The organism is Nocardia otitidiscaviarum (assembly GCF_007362295.1).
Taxonomy (GTDB): Bacteria; Actinomycetota; Actinomycetes; order Mycobacteriales; family Mycobacteriaceae; genus Nocardia; species Nocardia otitidiscaviarum.
Genome location: NZ_CP041695.1, coordinates 991,427 through 1,015,986 on the forward strand (window position 1 = coordinate 991,427; position 24,560 = coordinate 1,015,986).

Sequence of the window (24,560 nt, forward strand, 5' to 3'; positions counted from 1 at the left end):
GGCCGTGGTGCTCAATGTCGATCCGGAGGAACTCGTCGGAGCGGCCGCCGCACTCGCCGACCTGGTGCGGGTGACCGGCGCGGCCGTCCCGTCCGAGTGGGTGACGCCGGCCGGCTCCGACCCGATTTCCGCCGGAATGGTCCCACAGCTCAACAACGAAGCGGCGCAACTGCTCAACGGGGTGCGGGGTCTGTTGAGTGTGGTGCAGCGGTCCGCCCATGAAGTCGGTGCGGCGGCCGTGGACTACGCGGCCACCGACTCGACCAATTCCCGTCTGCTCGGCGGGACCTCCGGTGCCGAGGTCGGCAATCCGGCGGAGCTACCCGGCAACGTACCGATGCTGGTGCCCCCCGTCATCACGTTTCCGGACCCCGGTGTCGCCGTGGATCCGCTGGCCTTCGCACAGATGTTGCACGCCGGTCCGGGACCGGCGGCCCCGGCTCGGTTCGCGGAGGTGTTGCGCGCCTTCGACAACGGGGCCGCCGCCGACGCCGGTCGCCGTGTCGGTGCGGCCGCCGAGGTGTTGCGGAGCTGGACACCGGTCGGCGCGCAGGCGTCGGCCGAACTCACCCGGCACAACGACTGGCTGGATCGGATCCGGCGGCAGCTGAATCGGCTCGCCGACCGCGTCGACGCCTACAGCGACGCGTTCCGGATCGCCAAGGACAAACATCCCACGCCGTCGGAGATCCTCACCGCCCGCAAGGAACTGCTTCGCGCCATGCGGTCGAAGAACGAGGCCGCGACCTCGGCCGCGCTGGCCAAGTACGAGGAGTTGAATCTGCGCTCCGCGGAAGCGATCGGTGGATACGAGGGGAGCATGGCCGCGGATGCCGCCAAGGGCAATGGCGAGGGCGGCGGCGAGGGTGATTCCAGCATGCTCCAGGCGCTGCTGCCGGCACTGATGTCGGCATTGAGCCAGGGCGGGATGCTGGCCGCCGACCAGACGCTCACCGAGGGCTCCTACGACGGCTACTACGACGACTATCCCAGCTACGGTGATTACGGCGACTACGGCAACTACGACGGAGCCTCGCCGGGCAGCAACCCACCGGGGACGTTCGACGGCTCCGGTCCCGGTATCAATCCGGCGTACACGCTCGGGCCGATGCCGATGAGCGCCGCCCCCTCCGCCACATCCGGAGGCGGCGCGGGCACACCCCGCCCTTCGGCCTTCGAACCCATCCGGTCCGGGTCCTCCCCGACGGGAACGATGATGGGCCGCGGTGGCTATATGCCGATGATGCCGATGGCGCCGGGCGCGGGCGGCGCCGGGGCGGGCGGCGGCGGGGACCGGGGCCGGGTCGTCGCCTGGCATCCGGACCGGCTCATGTACGTCGACGACACCCCGCACACCGAATCGGTGATCGGCGAACGACCGGTGATCGCCCCCACCGTGACCCCGCCGACCCCGGCCCCGGCTGCCCAGACCCAGAACAATGCTGGAGGCTCCGCATGAGCGAAATCCATCCCGATGTGCAAGCGGCGCTGGACATGGCCCGCGATCTGCGCCACCGCATCGCCGATATGCGGGAACGGATCGACCAGATCCGCGCTCGCCGGCCCTCACCCAGTGGCGATGTGATCCCGGAAGTGGACGCCATGGGTCGGCTCACCGACCTGTACCTGGCGCCCGGGACCACGATGCGGCACACCAGTGACGAACTCGTCCAGGAGATCATGGCGGCGGTCACCGAGAGCACCGCCGACGCCGCGCGCCAACATCGCGCCATCATGGACAGCACCGTGCCGGAAGACAGTGGCGCGCAAGCGGAAACGGTGCCCGGGGCCGTGGGGCCGCGATCGTGACCGAGGTCGGCGGGACCGTCACCGTCACCGAGACCCTGCGGTGGCTGTACGAGGAAGGTTTGCAGCGGCTGGCGGGTGTCGGTGCGCGACAATCGAATCCGATCGCCGCGTACACGGTGGCGGTGGCCACCGGCACGGTCACCGTGCATCCGGCCACCGGGGCCGAGGGCGGCTCCGACGCGATCACGCTGTCGGCCGAGGATCTGCCGCATCCGGCGGACAGCTCGCGGCGACTGGTGGTCGTCGGGATCACCTCGGCGGAGGCGGCGCTCATCGTGGATCTCGAGTCCACGCTCGGCATGGCGATCAATGCCGACCGCCCCGAGTGCGTGGCCCGCTCCTGGGCCATGCAGTTGATGCTCAACCCCGAGATCACGCTGACCACCAACAGCGCTGCCACCGCCATCGGGGGCAGCGACCGATACCGGCACACCTTCATTCCCGGTGGCGGAGCCACGCTCATCAATATCGACGATGCGCGGCCCCCGATCACCACGGTCACGCTCAACCCCACGACCGAGAGCCCCGATCACCTCGACGTCGAAGCCGACGGCAGCGGGGAATGCTATCTCGGCACCCGGTTCTGGCGGCTGCGCAAGGTGATGACCATCGACGACACCACCTGGTCGGCGCTGTCGGCGACCCTGGATCCACGGATGGCGGAGGACAACAGCTGATGAACGACACGCACCTCGGCGAAGACGAGGAAACCCCTGCGGCTCCGGACTGGGGCAAGCGCACCTACGAAGTCTTCAATCCGGACAATACGGTCGGTGTGGCCTGCAACCGGGACGGTGAGATCATCGGCCTGCACCTCACCGACGACGCCCGGGAGTTCGGGGAGACCTGGCTGTCCGCCGAAATACTCAAATTGGCGCGGCTGGCGCATCAGAAATCACGGGTCGGGCTGCGGGCCGAGATGGAATACAAAGGGGCGCGGCCCTACACGATCGACGCGTTCGATCTGCCGACCGAGGCGGCCTACCGCGCCATGGAGGACGCCGAATTCGGCACCAGGTCCTGACCCGAGCACGCCACCTAGGAACGGAGTAGCCGATGTCGGACAGCGGCGGACCGATACTGGATATCGACGATGCGCCGGAGATCACCTCCGCCGCGGGCAGATTCACGACGGCCGTGCACACGGCCACCGAGGTGGCGAGCGGGTCCGCGGACACTCTGCGACCGGAGACCAAGCCGGAATCCGACCTCGACCGCGCCATGTGTGATCAGCTCGAATGGGTGCGATCCACCTTTGCGGCGGCCGCCCGGTCCAGTGCCGGCCGTGCGGACGATGTACTCGTCGACGCCCTGTTCGGCACCTCCGAGCTCGACGCCGCGGACGTATTCAACGCATCCCGGACCCGGTACGAATCGATCTGATGCACGTGCGGTAATGGCACCGGAACAACAGAGCGCGCACTGGGACGAGATCGTCGGCCCGAACTGGCCCGCGATCGGCCCGGCAGAGTGGAGTGCACTGGAAGCCGCCGCTCGGGAGGCATCGCGGGCGATGAACACCGACGATGCGGCCCGAGCGCGTCTCGACTTCGATGAGCGGGTGCGCTCGAGCGGCCGATTGCAGTCGGTCAAGGATCGGATGCTGGCCCAGCGCAATGATCCGCAGGCCTATTCCGATGCGCTCGCGGCCACCGCCGATGTGCTGCGCAGCTACTCGGATGTGGTGTACCGGACCAGAAATCAGATCCTCGATATCGTCGAGCGCGCGGACCGCGACATCCGCGCCGAGCAGCGAGCCGCCGCGGCGGAGCACGACGACGAGGACGACGAAGCGGCGGCGGACCGTGCCGCCGAGCGGGAGCGACGGATCGCCGCCGTCATCACGCGGGCTCGCGCGGACGTTGACGATATCGCCGCCGCCGCCCTCAACTCGATCAGTCCGGTCTCACTGCCGGAATTGACCGCTATCGCCGACCATTTGGGGCAGCCAGGGCCGCTGGCGCCGAATCGGCCCATGGCACCGGAACCGCAATCGCCCTCGGCCACACCGTCGGCGGAGACCGAACCGGATATCGATGCCCCGCCGGGTCCGGACGCGGCCGGGCCTCCCGGGGAGCCGCGAAGTCCGTATGCCCGCGGTCCGCATGCGGTATTCCCGCTGCCACCGGCGGGCTGGGGCGAGCCGGATTCCACGATGCCCATCGGTGACGACGCGCGCGCCGGCGAGGATGCGCCGGGGCGACCGGAACGTCGCGAGCCCCCCGGGCCGTCGGCCGAACGAGCGGGCGGGCCGGAGGTGGTCGACCCGATGCCGGGTGCGCCGCCCGTCGGGCCGTGGCACGACCCGTCGGCCGATACGGGGACCGGAGGTCCGACCGGGGCGGGGATGGGCCGGACGGCGCCGGTCGTCACCCAGCCGGACGACGACGAGACAACCTCGGACACCGAGGATTCGGCTGTGGGCCGGGCCGGTGAGCGCGCCTCCGGGAGCGAGGACGACACCACGGGGTCCGGAGACGTCGGCGGGACCGACAGGTCCGGAGACGTCGGCGATACCGAGGGGTCCGGAGACGTCGGCGGCGACGGGGCCGCGGACATCGGCGGCGACGGATCGGCGCTCGGCCTCGACGTCGCGCCGAGCGGGGGGTGGGCGGACGCACCCGTCGCGCCGGGCCAGGTGCTGCCGCCCGCGGTGGTGACCGCGCCGCCGCCGATGCCGGCGGTCGCTTCACAGTCGACGGCGGCCACCGCTGGTGCGGCGAGCACCGCCGCAGCGGCGGCATCGGCCAATGCGACCGCTGCGGCGCGGTCGCCATCGGGCGTGTTCGGCCCGAATTCTGCTGTTCCTCAAAGCACTTCGTCGGGTGCGCCGCCACAGCGAGCCGATGCCCGGCCGGACCGGCCGTCGACCCCGCTCGGGCGGGACGACACAGCGGCGGAGCGTGACGAACCGCAACGCGCCGAGGAGGTGGTCGGCGCCGCGATGGTCGCCGCCGCCGCGCCGTCGTTCCTGGTGGGCGAACGTGTCGACGGCGATCTGGTTTTGGCCCGGACGCTGTTGGCCGGAGTGCTCGCCGCCGTCGGTCCCACCGTGCTCGGCCTGGACTGGGCGGTCGCGACGATGCGTGGACCCGCCGGCCTGAGCGCCTTCCTGACCTCGAACGAGGGCCGGGGTTGGCTGCCCACCGGACTGTTCCTGCCGGAGGCGGTCTCGATGCCGTGGCTCTGGTCGGAATCCGAACGGGCCGGTGCGGCCTGGGAGGGGATAGCCGATCCGACCCGGGTGCTCGTCGAGTTCGGCCTGGCGTGGGGGCAGCGTTCCGCGGCGGGCTTCACCGCGCTGGCCTCGTCGACGACGATCGGTCCCGACCTGCGCGCCCGATTCCGGGAACTGCCGATGGCGGATTCGGTCCCGGCCTCGGCACGGTGGGACCTGCGGGCACCGGCCCCGGGCCTGGTCGACCGACTCGGCGCGGTCGGCGCGCGGGAACTGTCCGCGCGGGCCGACGCGATCCCGGGCGGTGAGACGGCGGCACGGTGCGCCGGGCTGGCGTGGGATGCGCACACGAAGGTCGCCGCACTGACCGCACCGGGGCCGGAGGCCGTCATGACTCGTGAAGTCCGGGAACGGATCCTGGCGATTGTGCGCCGGGACGAGCCCGTGCCACCGGAGCTGTGGGACGAACTGCGCGACGCCGACGACCTGCTGACCGCTGCCATGCTGACCCGGCGGATCGACGCCTCCCGGGTGGACCTGGGCGAACTCAAAGCCGGACCCGACAGTGCCGTGCTGCGCGCCATGGTCTTCGAACGCCGCTGCGACGAACTCGTACTCCTGGTCGCGGAGACCGGGGCATCCTCCGGTGGTCTCGCGGCCCGACAGCTGATGCGGGATGCCATATACGCCCACGCCCAGATCCTCGGACATCCACAGTTCGTCCCGGAAGCGCCCACCGGTCCCGCCGATCCGGGCGGCGGTCGGCCGGTCGTCACGGCACCGCCGCGCTGATCCGCGCCGCGGCCGAACCTCCCACGACTGGGAAGGTCGGAGAATGTAGGCCACAGGCGCGGGAAAGGACAGAGCGAGCATGCCGGACCGGATGGATATCGACCCGGAAGTGTTGCGTCAGCTCGCGAATCAGCACGATCGGGTCGCCCGCGACACCCGGGAGTGGGCGCAGCCGCCGTCGGCCTGGCTCGACAACTTCCTGCCCACCTACGGCAAGATCGCCTACCCGGTGTACAACGCCCTCGTGCGGTACTACGACGCCCGCCAGCGCGCCGGGGAACGGCTGGCCGATCAGCACGACCAGACCGCCGCGTCGCTGCGGGCCGCCGCGAACAGCTACGAACGCACCGACGAGGACATCGCCTCCGGATTCCGCAGGGCCGGTGACGAATTCGGCGCGCCATCGCAGCTGCCGGGGGCGCCCGGGGCCGGTCAGCCGACTCCGATCAACGGAGCCCCGTCGGCCGATGCTCCCGCCGTCACCGCACCTGGAGCCACGAATACCGACGCCGGTCACAGCGGCGCACCGATCGGCACAGGGCTCGGTGCGGGTGCCGCGACCACGCCGGCCACGGAGCCGACGGCACCCGCGGCCGCAGCCACCTCACCGGCGGCCGCGGCCCCCTCGGCCGCCGGAAGCCCGACAGCGCCCGGCGACACGCAGTCGACCACCCCGGCCACCACGGGTACGGGAGCGCAACCGTCCGGAACCACGCCCGGCGCGTCGACGCCGCCCGGCGGTGTGGTGCCCCCGGCGATGGTGACGCCCGCCGCCGGCATCCCCGGCGGTGTGGACCAGACCGCGTCCGGTACACCGGGCGGGTCGACCGCCAATGCCGCGGGCCTGCCGATGATGCCGATCGCGCCGTTCGCCTCCGCACTGGCCAATGCCAGGGACAAGGCCGCCGGACCGGACTTCGTGGTCGGCGGGCGGCCGGATGACGACCTGGTGCTGGCCCGCACGCTGCTCGGCGGAATCCTCTCCGCCGTAAGGACTTCCGCGCTCGGACTGCAATGGGCGGTGTCGGTGCTGCGCGGCCCGGGTGGCGCCATGGTGCTGGTGACCTCGAACGAGGGCCGGGGTTGGCTGCCCGCCGGGGTTTTCGTGCCGCAGGGCACCACGCTGCCGTGGAGCGTGGCCGGGGCGGAGACCGCCTGGGAGGGCATCTCGGATCCGGCGCGGGTACTGGCCGAGTTCAGCCTCACGATCGGCGCCGCATCCGGTGCCAGGCTGACGGCCCTGGTCTCCTCGGCGGAGATCGACTCCGGGCTGCGGCAACGTTTCGGCGATGTCTCGATGCAGTCCGCGGTCCCGCCCTCCGACGAGGTGGACCTGAGCGTGCACACGCCGGACACGGTGGACCGCCTGGCGCTCACCGGCCTGCCGCAGTTGCAGGACAAGGTCGCCGGCGTGCCCGACGACAAACTCCGCGACCACTGCCTCGGGCTCGCGATCGACGCCCACTCCCGGCTCGGGCAGACCAGCGCTCCGACACCGGAGTCGGCTGCGGTACGCCGGCTGCGCACCAAGATCCTCGACCAGCTGCGGGAAGGCGCCGAAGTGCCGCGCGACTGGTGGGACGAGCTGCGCGACGCCGACGATCTGCTGGCCGCGGCCATGCTTTCGCGCCGCGTCGATGTGCGCCGCGTCGAACTCGGTGAGCTGCGGGTGGACGACCAGGCCGCGCTCCTGCGCGCCCTGGTGTACGAACGCCGCTGCGACGAAGTGCTGATGTTGTTGAGCGAGAACGTGACCCGGCAGGAATTGCGCGACGCGGTGTACGCGCACGTGCAGATCATCGGCCACCCGCTCTACGCCGCGACACCGGAGACGGTGGCCGCGCCGGACGCGGTCGTGGCACAGCGGTACGAGGTGCTCGTCTCCGAAGCCGATCTCGTCGGTGCCGAGACCGGGCAGCCGGGCGTCAGCGCCGGATCACCGGATGCCACCGCCACGCCCGCTACGCGGGTGGGGTCGCCCACCGAGGTCGCACCGCCTGCTGGGACTACACCGCTTGCTGGCACGGCACCGCCCGTGGGGACCGTGCCGCCCATCGCGTCGGCGCCGTCCGCCGGTGCTGTTCCGCCGGTATCCACCACGCCCACGGCGGGAGCCGTCGCACCGGATCTCGGCCGCGACGATCGTGGTTCCGGAAAGAATGGCGCGCGGTGAGCGCTGGGCGTCGCCCGCTCCATCCCGATGTGCGCGCCGCGCAGGCCATGGCGCGGGAACTGCGACATCGTGCACTGGCGATGCGGGAGAAGTTCGAGCGCATCGTCGCGCGGCGGCCGTCACCGTCCGGCATGGTCATTCCCGAGGTGAATGCCAAGGGGCAGTTGCTGAATCTGTATCTGGCACCCGGAACGTGTGCGCGTTTCGACAGCCGGGAACTGGTGGACGAGATCATGGCCGCGGTGCTGGAGAGCACCAACGACGCGCGGCAGCAGTACCGGATCGCGACGAGCGATCCGACCGATCGGCCACGGCCGCTGGGCGAGATCGTGCGCGAGTGGCGTTCCGGAGACGGTCCGAAGGATCAGATTCCCAATTTTGGGAAGCAAGGAGAATGAACGGCAGGTACGTCAGCGGAGGGAGACATCCGGATGGTCAACCAGCTGCGCCTCGATCCGGATAACCTGCGCGCACTGGCGGACCGGCACGATCGGGCCGCTGCCAAAATCCGGGAGGCGGGCCGGATTCCGGAGGGTTGGATCGGCAGATTTCGATCCCAGTACGGAACCATCGCCGAACCGATGCGTGCCGCGCTGGCAGACTATTTCGATCGGCGGCACCGACGGGCGGAGCGGCAGGCCGCCAGACACGAGCGGACCCGCGACATCCTGCGGGCGGCAGCGAACGAGCTGGAGCATCGAGACCACGAGTCCGGGCAGAATATCGGTGATCGCGGGCGCGGTTTCGATCCCGTGCCCACATCCGGTGGGCCGGTGCCCGTTTCGACACCTCCCACCGCCACGAACCCGGTAGTCGCCCCTCCGATGGTCACCAATCCCACCGCCGTGGCTCCAGGGCCGTCAGCGTCGAACTCCGTGCCGACCGGCCCTGTAACCGGCCGACCGGTTGCGCCGCAACATCTTCCGGACGATGGTTCGGTCCCGGCGATGATCCCGGGAGCAAATGCCCGGAACCACTCCGATTCTCAGCACTCCGGACTGGTGGCTCGGCCTCCAGTGTCTGGTGAATCCTTTCGGGCACAGGAGAACACCGGCCGGGCGGGCGGCAGCGGGACCGCACCACCACCGCCGGGCGGTCCGGGCGGGCTCGGGTCACCGGCCCCGGCGGGGGTGACCGTTTCCGGTCCGGGCGCGGGTCCCCCTCCGGTGACTGGGCTCGCGGCCGCCGACGCGCCCTCGCGCGCCCGATCCGCCAGTGTCGCCAGGCCGATATCGCCCATGGCCGTGGGAGCGGCCGTGACCACCGCTGGCGCCCGGCAGCGTCCCCGGCCGGTGAACGCGGAAGCCGACACCAGTGACTTGACCGCCGCCCGCACCCTGCTCGCTTCGGTACTGCACGCCGTCGGGTCCACGGCGCCCGGCGTCGCATGGTCGGTCGCGGCGATGCGCAGTCCGGTCGGCATGGCGCTGTTTCTCACCACGAACGAGGGCCGGGGGTGGTTGCCGTCCGGACTATACCTGCCCCGGAATCTGTCCACGCCGTGGCGGCGCGACGATGCGGTGGGTGTGGGGGAATCCGAGTGGAACATCTGGGAACAGCACATCGACCCGGCCCGGATTCTGGTCGAGTTCGCTCGGATCTTCGGGCCGAGAGCGAATGCCAGGCTGACCGCGCTGGTGAGTTCGGAGCACATCGATCCGCAACTGCTAGCGGATAATCCGGACACTTCCGTCGGCGAGCGGGTCGAACCCGCGAACGAACTGAAGTTGCGGAGTCCCGGGCCCCGTACAGTCGATCGATTGGGATTCGCCGGATCCGCTGACGCGCAGGCCGAGGCATTCGGTGTACCGAGTGCCGAACGCGGGGCCCGGGGTCTCGCCTTGGCTGTCGACGCCCATCACCGGGTGCGGCGAGCCGATGCCACACCGGTGGCTGCGGTACCGGTCGAACAACTGCGGGAACAGATGCTGGCGCTGCTCGAAGCCGGGGAGCCCGCGCCGAAACAGTGGTGGGCCGAGTTGCGGCGGGCCGATAACGCCCTTGCTGACGCGATCCGGTCCCGCGCGGCAGGGGACCGGGAAACCAAGCTGTCACTGGCATTTCAGCGCCGATGCACCGAATTGGTGCTGCTGCTGAACGGAGAGCCGGGATATCGCCGACTCCGGAACCAGTTCTACGCATATGAGCAGATTGTGAAGCATCCGGCCTTCGCCGATTCCCCGGTGGTAACCGTCGGGCCAGCGGGTGATGCCGGACGGCCCGTCGCCGTCCCTGATCTCCGTGTCGGACCGGACAGTGGACTGCTGCGCGCCGAATAGCGAGGAGAGATCATGTCGGGCGATACCAATTATGTAGTTTACGACAATGACGGCAACCGTACCGATAACGATACCCGACCCGATGACGGGTTCTACTACGCTCAGGATGATCCCGACGGAGAGCTGACCCTTTATGAGGTGGTGGACGGACAGCACGTTCCTATCGAAGTGTGGCCCAATTCGGATGCTGTCGACTACCGCGTATCCGGGGACGGTACCGCGTACTCGGCCGATGACTCGGTCGATGCGGACGATCTGGAAGACAAAGAATATCGAATCGACGAAGACAGTCCGGACACTGAGAATGATATCGAAAAAAGCGAGACGCTAGCTGATCTGGATCTTTGGGGTGATTTCGGCGAACGGACGGTCCTGACTCCGGAAGGGGATCGCATCGAGGTGGTGAACCTGCCCGTTCCGCGCGGTGCCAGCCCGGATCTGAAGCTGTTGATCGAGGATACCCAGAAAACCATGCAAGAGGGCTTCGACTCCATCGGCGTGGGCGATCCGGAATCGGCCCCGGAGTTCACGAACGTCCTGGCGGACATCGGGACGACGAACGGGTGGAAGCAGGTCATGGGCATCGAGGACCAATCGACGACCACTGACGAACACGAGACATTCGCCGAGCGAATGGATTCGCGGCAATCCTTGTTCGACGACAAGAACGATACGGTCAAGATCGACGTCGACGACCTCTCGCCCAAAAAGGAAGAAATACTGGCGGCTCTGCGAAAGATCAAGGATGACTTGAAAGAAGATCTCTCGCTGGATCTCCTGGTCCATATGGAGGAACTGGAGGGGTCGAAGGTCGAAGTCGATGAGGACGGCAATATTGTCGTCGAATCCTTCGATAGAGCCGAGAAACAGTATCACACCAGCGTCTTGTACGAGCTCGACGAGAACGAGTCGGGGGTTCGGCAGTACGAGCTCCATCCCGACCGGGAGCAGTACTACTACGTGCAGAAGATCATCGATGCCTCCGAGGCGTGGGAAACGGAATATGACAACGCGATCGAGGAGTTCCAGGATGCTGCCGCTCGAGTCGATGAGGACCCCAATCCCGACCCCGACCCCGACCCAGACCCAGACCCCAATCCCAACCCGAACCCCAATCCCAACCCGAACCCCAATCCCAACCCGAACCCCAACCCGAACCCCAATCCCTTCGCCGGCAACGGTCTGAACAACAGCGAGGACCTGTTCGGTGATCTGATCGGTGGCCAGAACGGGGAGACCGGTGCGAACGGCGAGACCGGGGGCGGTAGCGGCCTCACCGCCGAGAAGCTGGAACAGATAATCAGCGATCTGGAGGCTTCGCGCGGAGCCGATGGTGCCGACTCGGGCGATTCGGGCGGCGGTGCCCGTGACTCCGACGCCGGTACCGGCGATACTCCCTCCCCGAACCCGGTTGCCACCCAGGCCCCCGCGCAGAACGCCAACACCGGCATGGGCGGTATGGACTTTCTGCCGGCGGCCGCGCTTATGTCTGGTTTGTCCGGCAATAACAGCCCGTTCGCACGGAAGGAACCCGATTCCGCGCCTGACGAGGATCCCCGGAACACCGACCCCGGTGGGAATCCGTATGCCCCCGACCAGAATCCGGTGCCGATTCCGGGCAGTGAGATGCCCGACGCGGTGACCCCGCCCGAGGGTGTCGGCCCTCCGCCGCAGACACTCACCCCGCGTGGCGGGATGGTGGACGTCAAGCTCCCGGACGGTACATCGCAGAAACTGCCGGCGGTGGTCGCCGAGGCGGTGAACAAGGAGCTGCACAACCCGAACGGCAGTGACGGGCGGGGCGCCTACGAGGGGACGGTCGCGGAGGCGTCCGCGGGCAATTCGTGGGTACCCGTGGGTCCCACACCCGGAGGAACCGATGACGAACCCCGCCCCGGCATTCAGACCGGCGATGTGGTGCAGTGGGAGAACCGGACGGCGCTGGTGGTGGTGACCGACGAGGGCCTGAAGGTCATTGTGAGCGGGCAGCTCGTTCCGCTGGATCCGAACAATCCCCCCGATGACGGCAACGGGCCGTACGGCGACTTCGTCGGCTACTTCCATCCGACCGGAATCGACCAGACCACACCGACTCCCGACCCCACCGACGATGCCGCCACGGCCGACCCGCCGCCGGTCACCGCCTCGGACCGGACCGCCCCGGAACCGCCCGCCGTGGAGGCTCCGACGTTACGGTAGTAGCCGGAGTCTGAGCACGGCCCGTCGTCGCACTCTCATGACCACCGTGGACACCGGCCGGATCACCGACGAGCGGCCGCACTGCACGAAGATCCGCTTCGCCGAGGAGATTCCACGCTCCCCTCGGTCTCGTCGAGGGCGCTGCGCGCGACCACGACCCGATCGTCCATGGTGAGGCGGGCGCCGACGCGCTGTACGCCCCGTGCGTGCATCGCATCCGAGTGCGCTCTGTGGCGGGCCGAACCCCAGTCCGCACGGTGTGGGCGACGGCGACCGGGGCGTCGATCCGCTTCCAGTGACGCGCCGGTCAGACGGATTGTGGTGGGCCGATGTCGGGTGCGGTGACGCCGCCGGGTCTGCGCGGACTGCCGACGACTCCGGATCCGCCGGGGCCGGGAAGTCCGGCAGGTCCGCTGGGTCCGGCAGCCCCGCGAGGCTCGGTGGGTTCGACGGATTCGCGAGGTTCGGTAGGTTCGGCAGAATCGCCAGGCTCGGCATGTCCGTCGGGTCCTGTATGTCCGTCGGGTCGACCAGGCCCGGCAGTTTCCCGAGGTATGGCCGGTCCGGCGGTGTCGATTTCGGGCAGGGCGGTTGAGGCGCCTGGTCCGGTTGAGTCGGCCGATCCGGTTGAGTCGGCCGGTCGGTCGTGGGCGGCCGGTCCGGCGGCCTCGGCTTCGCGGTTCGGTATCGCTGGCGCCTCGTGGTCGGGGGCGGCCGCGACAGGCCGCGCGGCGACGACGCTCGGCGTCGCCGGGGGCGGATCGGTCCGCGGGGGATCGGTAGCGTCGCCCGGGAGCGCGACTTTCGGTGCCGGTCGGGTGTTTGCGGGCACGGCGACCCGAGAGGGGACATCGGTGGCGGGCCGGGTTCTCGACCAGGGCGTCGTGATGGGTGCGCGCTCGGGCTGCGGCTGTGCGGATCGGGCCGCGCTCACCAGGTCCGGCTCCGGCGGTGTCGTGCTCGGTCCGACGGGTTTCGCGGTGCGTGTCCACGGTGTTGTCTTGGGGGGACGTCCTGGGCTCGCTCCGGCGGACGGCGCGAGATTGCCGGTGCCGCTACCGGTCCGCTGGCCGTCGCCCGATGCGGACGCCGCCGTCGATGCTGTCGCCGACGCCGATGGAGAAGTGAATGTGGTTGTGTCGGAGAGAGAACCGACGCTTCGAGGGACGGCCGAATCGGATGCCGCGCCAGCCGCAGTCGAATCCGCGCTACGGATATCGTGCTGGCGGTCCGACCGTGGCTCGGCGTCGGGGCGCTGACCGACGGGATCGGATGAGCCGGGTATCGCTCGGGTCGGTGCCGAAGTGTCGCCGGACGGCTGATCCGACAGGCGTCCGGGGGTGCCGCCGCTGTCGGCCGCGGCCGGTTGTCCTGGTGTGCCGGTGCCGCTCCGGTCCGGAGTAGCGGGCTGTTGCCGTGCGCCGTCGGTCGTCTGCTCGGTTCGGCTCGTGCCGTCCGGTGTGGATGGCGGCGGAGGTTGCATCCGGGACTCGGACGCCGGTGAGGCGGCAGATTCCAATGGCGATGTGCCGGACGGTTCTCCGGACCCGCTCGCCGCTTGCCACGCTGCCGGTGCCGCCACGGCGGCCGGGGACGCGGTGACGGCCGGGCTACCGGAATACCGCGGGTCCCCGGCCGGATTCGGATCCGGCATACCCGCGTTCGCTCCGGGGTCGGGTGACGTCCAGGTCCGGGGGGTTCCGGCTCGGTCGTCCAGCCCGCCGTCCGGCGTGGTGAAGTCCAGACCGGCGACATTGTTCGCGAAATCCTGTGCGTGCCGGGTGATGTCGGCCGCGTGGTCGTCCAGCACCTTCGCGTATCGCAGCACCTCGTCGGGATCGATACGGAGCGTCTGTGTCGGCCCGGCCTCCGACGGCACACCGAGGGCGCGGCGCGCGGACTCGTAGGCGAACCCGTTGACCACCCGGGCGACGGTTTCCTCGAGCGGTTCGACCGCGCGGCCGATCACCTCGGCGAGGAGGTAGCTCAGCAAGGTCTGTTCCATGGCGACGAGCAGCCGCCGGGCCGCCGCGGCGATGGCCGGACCCATGGTGGCGGACAGCCCGGAGGTGGCCACCGCCGCCGACATGGCCGTGGCGTACGCGACCGCGAGCGCCGCGAGTTCGGTCAGGACGGCGATCTTGACCGTAACGATCACCACCGCGGCGGCGTCCAGCGCGGTGGCGACGACGGTGCACGCCTGATCGAGGTCGGCCATATTCGTCGCGCTCATGCGCGCCCAGGTGGTGACGAGCTGCTCGTAGGAATAGCCGGAGTACACCGACCCCATATCGTTGATCGTGCCGGTCGCCGCGGTGTGCGTGTTCCGGACCTTCTCGGCGAAGGTGCGTACCTGGTCGGCGAGTTCCCGTACGTGGTCTTCGTTGATATCCGGATAGGGATACCCCAGGAAGTTCAGGAAGAGCGCGACTTCGCTCGGAATCTGAATCGCCACGGGTGCAGCCTCATACGGCCCGGTTACAGCACCCGTACGACGACGGAGTTGCGGTCCATATCGGACCAGCGGACGCGCGCCCCGGCATACGGCGCCTCGATCACCTTGCCGCCGCCCGCCGCGAGCTGCACGTGCTCGGGTCCGCGAGTGCTGAACGAATTCCCGGGGAACACCAGGTCACCCGGCTGGGCATCACTGGGGTGTATGCGGATGCCGCTGTAGATCTGCTCGTAGGTGGTGCGGGGCAGCACCACGTCGCCGCCGGTTGCCTGTGCTACCGCGTACTGCGTCAACCCCGAGCAGTCGAAGCCGCCGCCGCTCGGGCCGTTCGCGCCGCCACCACCCCAGACATACGGCGTGCCGAGCCAGCCACTGGCCGCGGATACCGCCGCGCCCCCCGGTGTGCCATCCGATTGCTGGCGCGGACCGCGTGGTGGCGCGGCATGGGCGCCGAGCGCCGCGGCTACCGGGCGGATCCGCCGACGCCGCCGTACTCGGCGTTCGGCGGGCACGGTGCGCGGGCGGGGCGGCGCGACCGTCGGTGGCATGATCTGCGCGGCCAAGCGGCGGGCGGCGTCCAGGTCGGCGGTGACCTGCCTGGTCGCCTGCGCGATGCTCCGCTGCGCGGTGTCGAGCAGCGCGGGTCCGCTGAACCGAGCGTCACCCACCGAGACGAGAGCCTGCACGCGGGTCCGGAATTCGGTGAGCTGGTGTGCGAGTTGCTGTCTGCCGACCACGGTGCCGTCGCCGGATCGGGCCACGGAGGTGTGCACGGTGCCGTCTCGGCGGGACTGGCTGTCGGCGACAACGGTGTGCGCGCCGAGGGCTTCGGTGTATCCGGCCAGGCCGGACGCGCTCTGCGCGCGCATACCGGCGGCGATATCGCGCATCATGACCGTCGAATGACCGGTCGCGGGCCGTCCTTCGCCGTACAGGCCGGCCAGCACACGCAATGTCTCGTCTACATCAGCAGTCAAATCCGCCACCATTCGATCGATTCACCGCCCGCCCACCTCTCGGATCGCCCCCGGCTCATTGTCGGCCCTTCCCACGGTAGGGGATAAACGACAATGGGCGGACGGGGCAGAGAGGTGGTGGCGACGGCATGGCGGCTGAGCTGACCGACGAGCAGGTAGCGGATCTCGAGGAACGGCTGTTCGCGCTGTTGGCCGAGGAGACCGACAAAAAAGAGGACAAGAATTTCTGGACCGTCGAGCTCGTCCGGCCACCCGGCGCGTCGACCGGTCTGCTGGCATACATCGCGTTGGCCGAGGCCGCCATTCAGGGCTGTGTGAACCTGCTCGGCATCGGCACGACCAGTCCGCCGCCCCTCGTCGACGACCTGATCCGCCCCGTCGTCTACGAGAATCTCGGCAAGAGCGAGTCCACCGATGACTACAAGGAGACCCTGACCAAGGTCGAGGCCCGCCAGGGTGCGTTGCTGCGGGCGGACCGCAATGTCGTCGAAATCGCGAAATACGTTTCCAGCGAAGAGGATCAGACGCTACGCGCCTTCAAGGACATCGTCGGCGACCTCAATGGCAAACTCGAGGCCGTCGGCAAGGCCGAACTGAAGCCTGCCCAGGAGATGGAACTGTTGCGCCATCTCGCGGAGGCCGTCGCCGCCGTGCAGAACAAGCTGACCGCTGTCGCGGAGCTGAACAAGGATATGGCCGGTTCCGAGGATGACGGCGACGGCAAACCCGGCAGCGGCGGCGGTGGAGCCGGATCCGGTGGCGGTGACGGCGGCGGGATCGCCTCGATGCTCCCGATGCTGGCCATGCTTCCCATGATGGCCATGCCGCTGCTCAACATGGTGCCTGAACTGCTGGAGAACCTCAACGGCGAACCGGAGGACGGTGCGGACGCGAGCGGCGCGCCGGCGCCGGAAAGCGCACCCGCACCGAATGATTCGCCCGCCCAGACCGATCCGCGCGCCGCCGAGGCGGAGCAGCCGAATCCGGACGGCAGCAAGGCCGAGGGCGAACCGGAGTCACCACAGCCCGATTCGTCGGCTACGGGCGAAGCCGTCGGGCAACCGGCGGCCGACCCGCTCGGGCCCCTCGGTCCGTTGGTCGGCGCAGTGGGCCGAGGTGTCCGCTCCGCGCTGCAACCGGCGGCGGCGCGACCGGCAGCGGACGCCGAGGACGAGGCGGACGACGCACCGTCGGCCGACGATTTGTCCGACGACGGCCTCACCGAGATCTAGGCGTAGCGGGTCCGCGCGGCCATCGCCGCACGTCCGGACCTGTTCCCACCGGTGGGAATGAGTCCGGTGAGACGTTCGACGGGGTGACTTATGGTGCGGGGGAACGAGATCGGCGGAAGGGACGGGGCGAGTGTCGGGTCCGGAGGACGCGTTCTACACCGGTGTGCAGGCTTTGGGTCTGATCGCCGGCGGTATGCGCAATGAGGAGCACGCGGCGGCCGCATTCAGGGCGGCGACAGATCTGGACCCGGACATGTGTGATGCCTGGCTGGGGCGCGCGATGGCGGGTGAGGTCACTCCCGAGGTGATCTACGGTGCCTATCGGTCGGTACACAATCTGTACCGAGACCAGCAGCGGGCCGGCCTGGTCGATCGGGCCCTGTGGTGCCAGGTCGAGATCGGGATGTACGGGCTGCGGGTGGCCATGGCCGACCGGGACCAGATCGCCATCGCGCAGGCCGCCGCCTACGCCGAGGCGGGGGAGTGGCGGGAGGCCGCCGCGATCCTGGACGAGGTACCGGGTGACGAGGTCGCCGAATTCGTCCGAATGTCACTGTACTTCCGCACGGAACGCTGGACCGATGTGCTCGAGATGCGGACCCGGCGGCCGGTGCTCGACGACGGCCTGCTCGATATCGCCGCCGAACTGATGGCCGCCCAGGCCATGGCGCACCTGGGCCGGTTCGGCGAGGCACTGCCGCGGGCGCGGCGGCTGGTGGAGGACAGCTCGTCGGGCAACCAGTCGTATATCTGGGCGGACGCGCACTTCCTGTACGGAATGCTGTTGCGGCACACCGGCGAGCACGAGGCCGGTGACAAGGTGCTGAAGGGGTTGCAGGGCTCCGGACTCTGGTCCGCGCGCCCGGAGTGGCAGCGCGCGGTCGAGGACAAGTCCTATCGGCTGCCGCAGACCACACCGGCCGTGATCGCTTCCCGCACCGACGAATGGGATCCGAAGTCCGGTGACGATCCGGTCGAGGTCGCGGCCGCGGCGGCCCGGGAGGAGCGGGCGTCGCTGCTGGCCGAGGCATCGGAGCTGTTGCGGGCGCAGATCGGGATGGAATCGGTCAAAGAGCAGGTCGACCGATTGAAATCCGGTGTGCAGATGGATCAGGTCCGGGCCAAGCGCGGCCTGGCCGTCGACTCCAAATCCCAGCACCTGATCTTCTCCGGCCCGCCCGGCACCGGCAAGACCACCATCGCGCGGGTGGTGGCCAAGATCTTCGCCGGACTCGGGGTGGTGGAGAAGGCCGACGTGGTGGAGGTGTCCCGCAACGATATGGTCGGCACCCATCTCGGCCACACCGCGCCCAAGACCAATGCGCTGATCGACTCGGCGCTGGGTGGGGTGCTGTTCATCGACGAGGCGTACACGCTGATCCAGGAGGGACTGTCGGGCGGCGACGCGTTCGGCAAGGAAGCCGTCGACACGCTGCTCGCCCGGATGGAGAACGACCGCGACAAGCTGGTGGTGATCATCGCCGGCTACGAGGACGAGATCGACCGGTTCCTGGCCTCGAACGAGGGCTTGTCCTCGCGGTTCACCAAGCGGATCCGCTTCCCCAGCTACGACCCGGACGAACTGGTGCAGATCGCGGATCACATTGCCAAGAAGAAGGATTCGCTGATCTCCGAGGACGCCCGGGAGATTCTGCGGGAACGGTGCGCGGAGATGTCCCGCCGCGACGCCGGGGGGCGGCGGATGATCGATCTGGCCGGCAACGGCCGCTTCGTGCGCAATGTGGTCGAAGCCGCCGAGGCCGAGCGGGACTACCGTTTCACCCGCGACAATGTGGACATCTCGGCGATGACCGACCAAGAGTTGATGACCGTCGACGCCTTCGACATCACGGCGGCCCTGGCGGGTTTGACACCCACCGCGCAGAGGTAGCACACCGTGGCCCGCTTCCGGGTGGTGTCCAAACACCAGGTGTCCGGATGGCGCTTTCTGCTCCGCCGGATCGAGCACGCGCTGGTGCGCCGCGACGCCTCGATGCTGGACGATCCTCAGCGCGGCCGGTCGACCGCCCTGATGATCGGCCTCGCGCTGGCCTGTGTCGGTGTCGCCGGAGCGGCCGTGCTGGCGTTCTTCTCGCCCGCGAAGAAGGTGGGCGACTCGCCGATCGTGGCCGACAAGGACTCCGGGGCGCTGTATGTGAACATGGGCGGCCGGATGTATCCGGCGCTCAATCTGACCTCGGCGCGGCTGATCACCGGGCAGGCGGTCGATCCGGTGCGGGTCGACGCGGGCGAACTGGCGAAGTACCCGCGCGGGCCGTGGGTCGGCATTCCCGGCGCACCGGGCCGCATGGTGGGCAGTTCGGATCGCGACTCGTACTGGGCGGTATGCGACCGCGCCCGGGGCGGGGCCGCCGCCCCGGTGGACCCGGACACCGGCGTGCCGACGGCGACGACGGCGCCGGTGCACACCACCGCGATCGGCGGCCCACTCACCGTGGACGGCGACGGCGCCCGCGAACTGGAGGCGGACGAGGCGCGGCTGATGCGCAACGGGCGCACGATCTGGCTGGTGTACCGCGACGGTGCGAACGGCGCGGTGCGTGCCATGATCGACCTCGCCGACTCCGCGGTGACCCTGGCCCTCGGGCTCGACGCCACTGCACCGGTCATGCCCGCGTCCGACGGACTGATCGAAGCGATACCCGAGGTTCCGGCTCTCCGGGTGCCCGAGATTCCCGATTTCGGCACCAGCATGACCTTTTCGACCGGCCTGACGGTGCCGGTCGGGTCGGTGCTGACGGTCTCGCAGCCGGACCGGGGCGCGGAGTACTACCTGGTCTCGTCGTCGGGCGCGGTCCGGGTGAGCCCGGTGCTCGCGGCGATGGTCCGCAATTTCGATGTGCGCGGCGCCATTTCGTCGCAGACGGTGAGCCCGAGCGTGATCGCCGCGAACCTACGGCCCGGGGACTGGCCGGGAACCGAGCACTACCCCCGCCGTCCCGTCCGCCTGGTGGACACCTCGACGCACGCGGTGACCTGTTTGTCCTGGGAGCGTCTCGACACGGAACCGAGTGCCATGATCGATCTTCTGGTGGGCCGGCAGTTGCCGCTCGCCCCCGATGAACAGCGGCTGCCGGTCGGGCTGGTGACCGCGGCCGGTTCGGCGGGCACCACCGCCGATGCCGCCTACCTGCCGCGCACCAGCGGGCGATTCATTCAGGTGACCGGTGATGATCCCGGATCCGGTCTGCGGGAATCGTTGTGGTGGATCTCCGACAGCGGAGTCCGCTACGGCATCGCCGTCGAGGCCGGTCGATCGCCGTCGGCGGATCCGACACTGCGATCACTGAACCTCGGCACCCCGGTGCCCGCACCGTGGTCGATCGTCTCGCTGTTCGCGGTGGGGCCCACGCTGTCCCAGGTGGACGCGCGGATCCAGCACGACGGCATTCCATCCAACGACACCGGTGTCGGCTTCGGCGGGGACGGACGATGACCACGACGCGACGGTTCGTACGACCGGCCCGAATGGTGACGGGGCCGAAGGCTCCGGCGGTGGCCGAGCTGAAGCTACAGCCGCCGACCGAACTGCCCCGGCCGGTACCGCCGTCCAAACTGAAGATGATCCTGCCCGTCGTCATGGTGGCCGCGATGGTCGGCATGATGGTGATGATGTTCCGCAGCGGGCGGGCCATGTCACCGATGATGCTGTTCTTCCCCATGATGATGATGGTGTCGATGGTCGGCATGATGAGCGGCGGGCTGGGCGGCGGCAACAAGGGCTCCGCGGCCGAGGTGAACGAGGACCGCAAGGACTATCTGCGCAGTATCACCGACCATCGCAAGACCGTGCACGACGCCGAAGCCGAACTGCACCGCTTCCTGCGGTATTCGCACCCGGGGCCGGACGAGATAGGCAAGCTCGTCGGCGGCAAGCGGATGTGGGAGATCCAGGCACCGCACCCGCAGTTCCTGCGCGTGCGAATCGGGTTGGGGCGGATCGCCAATCAGGTACGGGTCATCGTGCCGGAGGCGGCGCCCACCTCCGACCTCGATCCGGTGGGCGTCGTCGAGATCACCCGCTTCGCCAAGGCCTACTCCACCGTCGGGGGGATGCCGGTGGCGATGAATCTGCTGTCCACCCCCCAGGTGATCTTCGACGGTGATCCGGACGCGGTCGCCGCGCTGGTGCGGTCGATGATCGCCGAGATCGCCGTCCTGCACGGCCCGGACCAGGTGGCGGTGGCCGCCGCCCTGCGGGATCCGGACGCACCGGAGTGGGGTTGGCTGAAATGGTTGCCGCACAGTCAACATCGCGACGCCACCGACGGTATCGGCTCCGGCCGGATGGTCTACCGCACCGTCGGTGAGATCAGGACCAAGGTGCTGGCCCAGTTCAACCGCGGTCCGTTCTCCACCACCGCCGAACCCGCGGTGGACAAGAAGCATCTCGTGCTGATCGTCGATGTCGGCGGCTCGGCGAACGAACGCGATATCTCCGGTATCGACGGCTGCACCTGGATCCGGATCGGTGCGACGGAACAACCGCTGCCGCGCTCGCTGCGGTTCACCGTCGACGCCGACCGGACCATCCGGGAGGTGACCTCGCGGTCCACCCGGCAGGTCGCCATCGCCGACCGGATATCGGTGTCCGCCATGACCGCGTTGGCCCGCAGCGTTTCCCCGTACCGGCTGTCGTCGGTGGTGGAGGCCGTGGCCGCCGAGCAGGCCAGCGGCGGCACCTCATGGCAGGAGATGGTCGGCATCGCCGATCCCGGGGCGATCCGCATCGACCGGCAGTGGCCGCCGCGGCGGGACAGCGACCGCGCCCGGTTGAACATCCCGTTCGGCCACGATCCGGCGGGTGCGACGGTGTTCCTCGATATCAAGGAATCCGCCGAGGAGGGTATGGGCCCGCACGGAATGTGCATCGGCGCAACCGGATCCGGCAAATCCGAGTTCCTCCGCACCCTGGTGCTGTCGGCTGTCGCCACCCATTCGCCGGACGCCCTCAACCTGCTGCTGGTCGACTTCAAGGGTGGTGCGACCTTCCTGGGCTTCGACCGCCTCTCCCACGTGACGGCCGTGGTCACCAATATGGAGGAAGAATCCGACCTGGTCACCCGTATGGAGGACGTGATCAACGGCGAAATGGCGCGCCGGCAGCGGATTCTGCGCGACGCGGGCAATTTCGCCAATGTGGCCGACTACGAGAAGGCCCGGGAACAGGGCGCCGACCTGGCGCCACTGCCCACCCTGTTCATCATTCTCGACGAGTTCGCCGAATTGCTGGAGCAGTACCCGGATTTCGCCAAACTGTTCGTGGCGATCGGACGGTTGGGCCGCTCGCTGCGCATCCACCTGCTGCTGTCCTCGCAGAAGGTGCCCTCCAATCGGATGGGTGAACTGGAGGCGCATCTGTCGTACCGGGTTGCGTTGCGCACCAACCAGACCAGCGACTCGCGCGATGCGATCGGCACCGCGGACGCCTACCACCTACCGAAGAAACCCGGTTCCGGGTACCTGCGTGTCGGTGCCGGTGAGCTGCAGCGATTCCAGGCCGCGTACGTCGGCGAGTCGTGGACCGCGCCGACCCCGGCCGCGGCCGGTTCGGCGGCCTCGAATCGGGCCCGCCGGCCGGGCGGCGGCTATCGGCCGCCGCAGCTGTTCACGGCGGCCGCGGTCGCCGATATCCGGCCACCGGCACCCGAACCGGAGCAGCCGACGACGCCGGAGCCGGAGCCCGAGGGCGAAGCGGTCACCGTGATGGAGACGGTGCTGCAACAGCTGGCCGGGCACGGCCGGCCCGCGCACAAGATGTGGTTGCCGCCGTTGAACGTGGCGCCCACGCTGGATCGGCTGGTCCCCGCCGTCGAACCGGGCGGACTGCGGATACCGCTCGCGGTCGTGGACAAGCCGCGCCAGCAGCGCCAAGACGTGTGGTCGATGGATCTGTCCGGAGCCGGTGGGCACGCGGCCATCGTCGGCGGCCCGCAGTCGGGCAAGTCCACCGCGTTGCAGACCCTCATCCTGTCCGCCGCCCTCACCCACACCCCGGAACAGGTGCAGTTCTACTGCCTGGACTTCTCCGGTGGTCTGGCGGCACTGCGCAATCTCCCGCACGTGGGTTCGGTGGCGCTGCCCCGGGACGCGGATCGGATCCGGCGCACCATCGCGCTGGTGAACAATCTGCTGGCGAGTCGGCAGGCGTTGTTCGCCGAATTCGGGATCGACAGCATGCGGGAATTCCGGCGGCGGCTGGCCGCGCCGGAGACCGCGGCCGAGTTGACCGCCCGCGATCAGCACGGCGATGTCTTCCTGGTCGTCGACGGCTGGGATATCGGCTTCACGATCACCGGTCCGTATTACGACGAGTACATGCCGACGCTGGAAGCCATTGCGCTGCAGGGCCTGAACTACGGTATCCACCTGGTGATCAGCAGTTCGCGCTGGGCCGCGATCCGGCCCGCCATGAAGGATATGCTGCAGACCCGGGTGGAACTGCGGCTCGGCGATCTCACGGACACGGTCTTCAACTCCCACCGGAGCCTGGTCGCCGCGATTCCGCCGAATCGGCCGGGGCGCTGCATCTCCGTCGACGCCCTGCACATGCTGACCGCGCTGCCCCGGATCGACGGGGTGAGCGAGGCCGACACCGCGGCCGAGGGACTCGCGGCCGCGATCGAGCATCTGTCCCAGGTCTACGCCGGCCGGAAGGCTCCCGCGGTGAAGCTGCTGCCGTCCCGGATCGGCTGGGACGAGATTCACGCGAATCGCCCGGCCCCGCAGACTCTCGCCCAGCGACTGGTGTTGCCGTTCGGGGTACGGGAATCCGATCTGAGTGTCGCCGCCGTCGATTTCGGGGTGTCCACGCACATGATCGTGCTCGGCTCCTCGGGCAGCGGGAAGTCGACGGTGATCGCGGCGTTCCTGGAATCGATCCGGCGGCAGTTCACCCCGGACCAGGCCCGGGTGCTGCTGGTCGACTATCGGCGTCGGCACATGGACGCGATCAGCGACGAGCAGCGGATCGGGTACCTGACCACCGAACGCGATCTCGCCGACGGGCTGCCGGCGTTCGCCGCCAAGATGCGCAGCCGCCGCGCCCCGGACGGCGTCACCTCGCAGCAGCTCAAGGAGCGGTCCTGGTGGAGCGGGCCCGAGATCTTCCTGGTCATCGACGACTACCACATGGTGGCGCAGCGCGGCGCGATGAATCCCCTCGACCCGATCAAGGACATCATCGTCGACGGCCGGGACACCGGTCTGCACGTCATCGCCGCCCGCAATATCGCCCAGGCCGACACCGCGCTCTACGACAACATTCTCGGTCAGATGAAGAACCTGAACTCCTCCGGTCTGATCATGGACGGCTCCAAGCTCGACGGCATTCTGATCGGCGACGTGAAGCCCACGAAACAGCCGCCCGGCCGCGGGATCTTCGTCGAGCCTTTACATGCGCGCAAAGACCTCGTGCAGGCGGCCTGGGAACCGGAATAGCAGTG

16 protein-coding genes and 2 pseudogenes are annotated in these 24,560 nt (G+C 69.2%); 16 read left to right on the forward strand and 2 right to left on the reverse strand.

Annotated elements, in window-relative coordinates; genetic code table 11:
* The first annotated feature begins 4 nt into the window (after positions 1-4).
* The 12 genes and pseudogenes from FOH10_RS04280 to FOH10_RS35175 form a co-directional block, all read left to right on the forward strand.
* Entirely contained in the window at positions 5-1,459 is a 1,455-nt protein-coding gene (locus FOH10_RS04280; protein WP_143979703.1) for a PE family protein, read from the forward strand.
* Complete coding sequence (locus FOH10_RS04285; RefSeq protein WP_244961594.1) at positions 1,456-1,809, forward strand: YbaB/EbfC family nucleoid-associated protein; 354 nt, start codon at positions 1,456-1,458, stop codon at positions 1,807-1,809. Before FOH10_RS04280 ends, FOH10_RS04285 begins: the two co-directional genes overlap by 4 nt.
* Positions 1,806-2,486 carry a hypothetical protein gene (locus FOH10_RS04290; protein WP_244961596.1) on the forward strand — a complete coding sequence of 227 codons (681 nt, stop codon included), beginning with the start codon at positions 1,806-1,808 and terminating at the stop codon, positions 2,484-2,486. Before FOH10_RS04285 ends, FOH10_RS04290 begins: the two co-directional genes overlap by 4 nt.
* The gene (locus FOH10_RS04295; protein ID WP_143979704.1) at positions 2,486-2,833 is read left to right on the forward strand and encodes a hypothetical protein; all 348 of its coding nucleotides are present in this window, start codon (positions 2,486-2,488) and stop codon (positions 2,831-2,833) included. Before FOH10_RS04290 ends, FOH10_RS04295 begins: the two co-directional genes overlap by 1 nt.
* A gap of 32 nt (positions 2,834-2,865) precedes the next feature.
* Positions 2,866-3,192 (forward strand): hypothetical protein, encoded by a 327-nt coding sequence (locus FOH10_RS04300; RefSeq protein ID WP_143979705.1) that lies wholly within the window; start codon positions 2,866-2,868, stop codon positions 3,190-3,192.
* 13 nt (positions 3,193-3,205) lie between these two features.
* The gene (locus FOH10_RS04305; RefSeq protein ID WP_143979706.1) at positions 3,206-5,779 is read left to right on the forward strand and encodes a hypothetical protein; all 2,574 of its coding nucleotides are present in this window, start codon (positions 3,206-3,208) and stop codon (positions 5,777-5,779) included.
* A 79-nt stretch (positions 5,780-5,858) separates the two neighbouring features.
* Positions 5,859-7,952 (forward strand): type VII secretion target, encoded by a 2,094-nt coding sequence (locus FOH10_RS04310; RefSeq protein ID WP_143979707.1) that lies wholly within the window; start codon positions 5,859-5,861, stop codon positions 7,950-7,952.
* Between the two features lie 29 nt (positions 7,953-7,981).
* Entirely contained in the window at positions 7,982-8,350 is a 369-nt protein-coding gene (locus tag FOH10_RS34680; protein WP_186000712.1) for a YbaB/EbfC family nucleoid-associated protein, read from the forward strand.
* 33 nt (positions 8,351-8,383) lie between these two features.
* A pseudogene (locus tag FOH10_RS36215) lies at positions 8,384-8,620 on the forward strand (type VII secretion target); the annotation flags it as partial.
* 588 nt (positions 8,621-9,208) lie between these two features.
* On the forward strand, positions 9,209-10,231 hold the full coding sequence (locus FOH10_RS35425; RefSeq protein WP_244961599.1) for a hypothetical protein: 1,023 nt from the start codon (positions 9,209-9,211) through the stop codon (positions 10,229-10,231).
* Between the two features lie 12 nt (positions 10,232-10,243).
* Positions 10,244-12,430 (forward strand): hypothetical protein, encoded by a 2,187-nt coding sequence (locus tag FOH10_RS04325; protein WP_143979709.1) that lies wholly within the window; start codon positions 10,244-10,246, stop codon positions 12,428-12,430.
* A gap of 34 nt (positions 12,431-12,464) precedes the next feature.
* A pseudogene (locus FOH10_RS35175) lies at positions 12,465-12,618 on the forward strand (short-chain dehydrogenase); the annotation flags it as partial.
* A gap of 119 nt (positions 12,619-12,737) precedes the next feature.
* Here FOH10_RS35175 and FOH10_RS04330 read toward each other — a convergent pair.
* Together FOH10_RS04330 and FOH10_RS04335 are read right to left on the reverse strand one after the other, a co-directional pair.
* Positions 12,738-14,885 carry a WXG100-like domain-containing protein gene (locus FOH10_RS04330; RefSeq protein WP_143979710.1) on the reverse strand — a complete coding sequence of 716 codons (2,148 nt, stop codon included), beginning with the start codon at positions 14,883-14,885 and terminating at the stop codon, positions 12,738-12,740.
* A gap of 23 nt (positions 14,886-14,908) precedes the next feature.
* A complete protein-coding gene (locus FOH10_RS04335; RefSeq protein WP_425326151.1) occupies positions 14,909-15,871 on the reverse strand; it encodes a C40 family peptidase in 963 nt (320 codons plus the stop codon).
* Between the two features lie 119 nt (positions 15,872-15,990).
* Between FOH10_RS04335 and FOH10_RS04340 the strand changes: the two genes are divergently transcribed.
* The 4 genes from FOH10_RS04340 (at position 15,991) to eccCa (ending at position 24,555) form a co-directional block, all read left to right on the forward strand.
* Positions 15,991-17,094, forward strand: a complete 1,104-nt coding sequence (locus tag FOH10_RS04340; RefSeq protein WP_143979712.1) for a hypothetical protein — start codon at positions 15,991-15,993, stop codon at positions 17,092-17,094.
* Positions 17,095-17,224: 130 nt separating this feature from the next.
* Positions 17,225-18,985, forward strand: coding sequence for a type VII secretion AAA-ATPase EccA (gene eccA / locus FOH10_RS04345; protein ID WP_039818534.1), 1,761 nt, complete (start codon positions 17,225-17,227; stop codon positions 18,983-18,985).
* A 6-nt stretch (positions 18,986-18,991) separates the two neighbouring features.
* Entirely contained in the window at positions 18,992-20,551 is a 1,560-nt protein-coding gene (eccB, locus tag FOH10_RS04350) for a type VII secretion protein EccB (RefSeq protein WP_143979713.1), read from the forward strand.
* A 59-nt stretch (positions 20,552-20,610) separates the two neighbouring features.
* Positions 20,611-24,555 carry a type VII secretion protein EccCa gene (eccCa, locus tag FOH10_RS04355; RefSeq protein WP_244961603.1) on the forward strand — a complete coding sequence of 1,315 codons (3,945 nt, stop codon included), beginning with the start codon at positions 20,611-20,613 and terminating at the stop codon, positions 24,553-24,555.
* Positions 24,556-24,560: the final 5 nt, after the last annotated feature.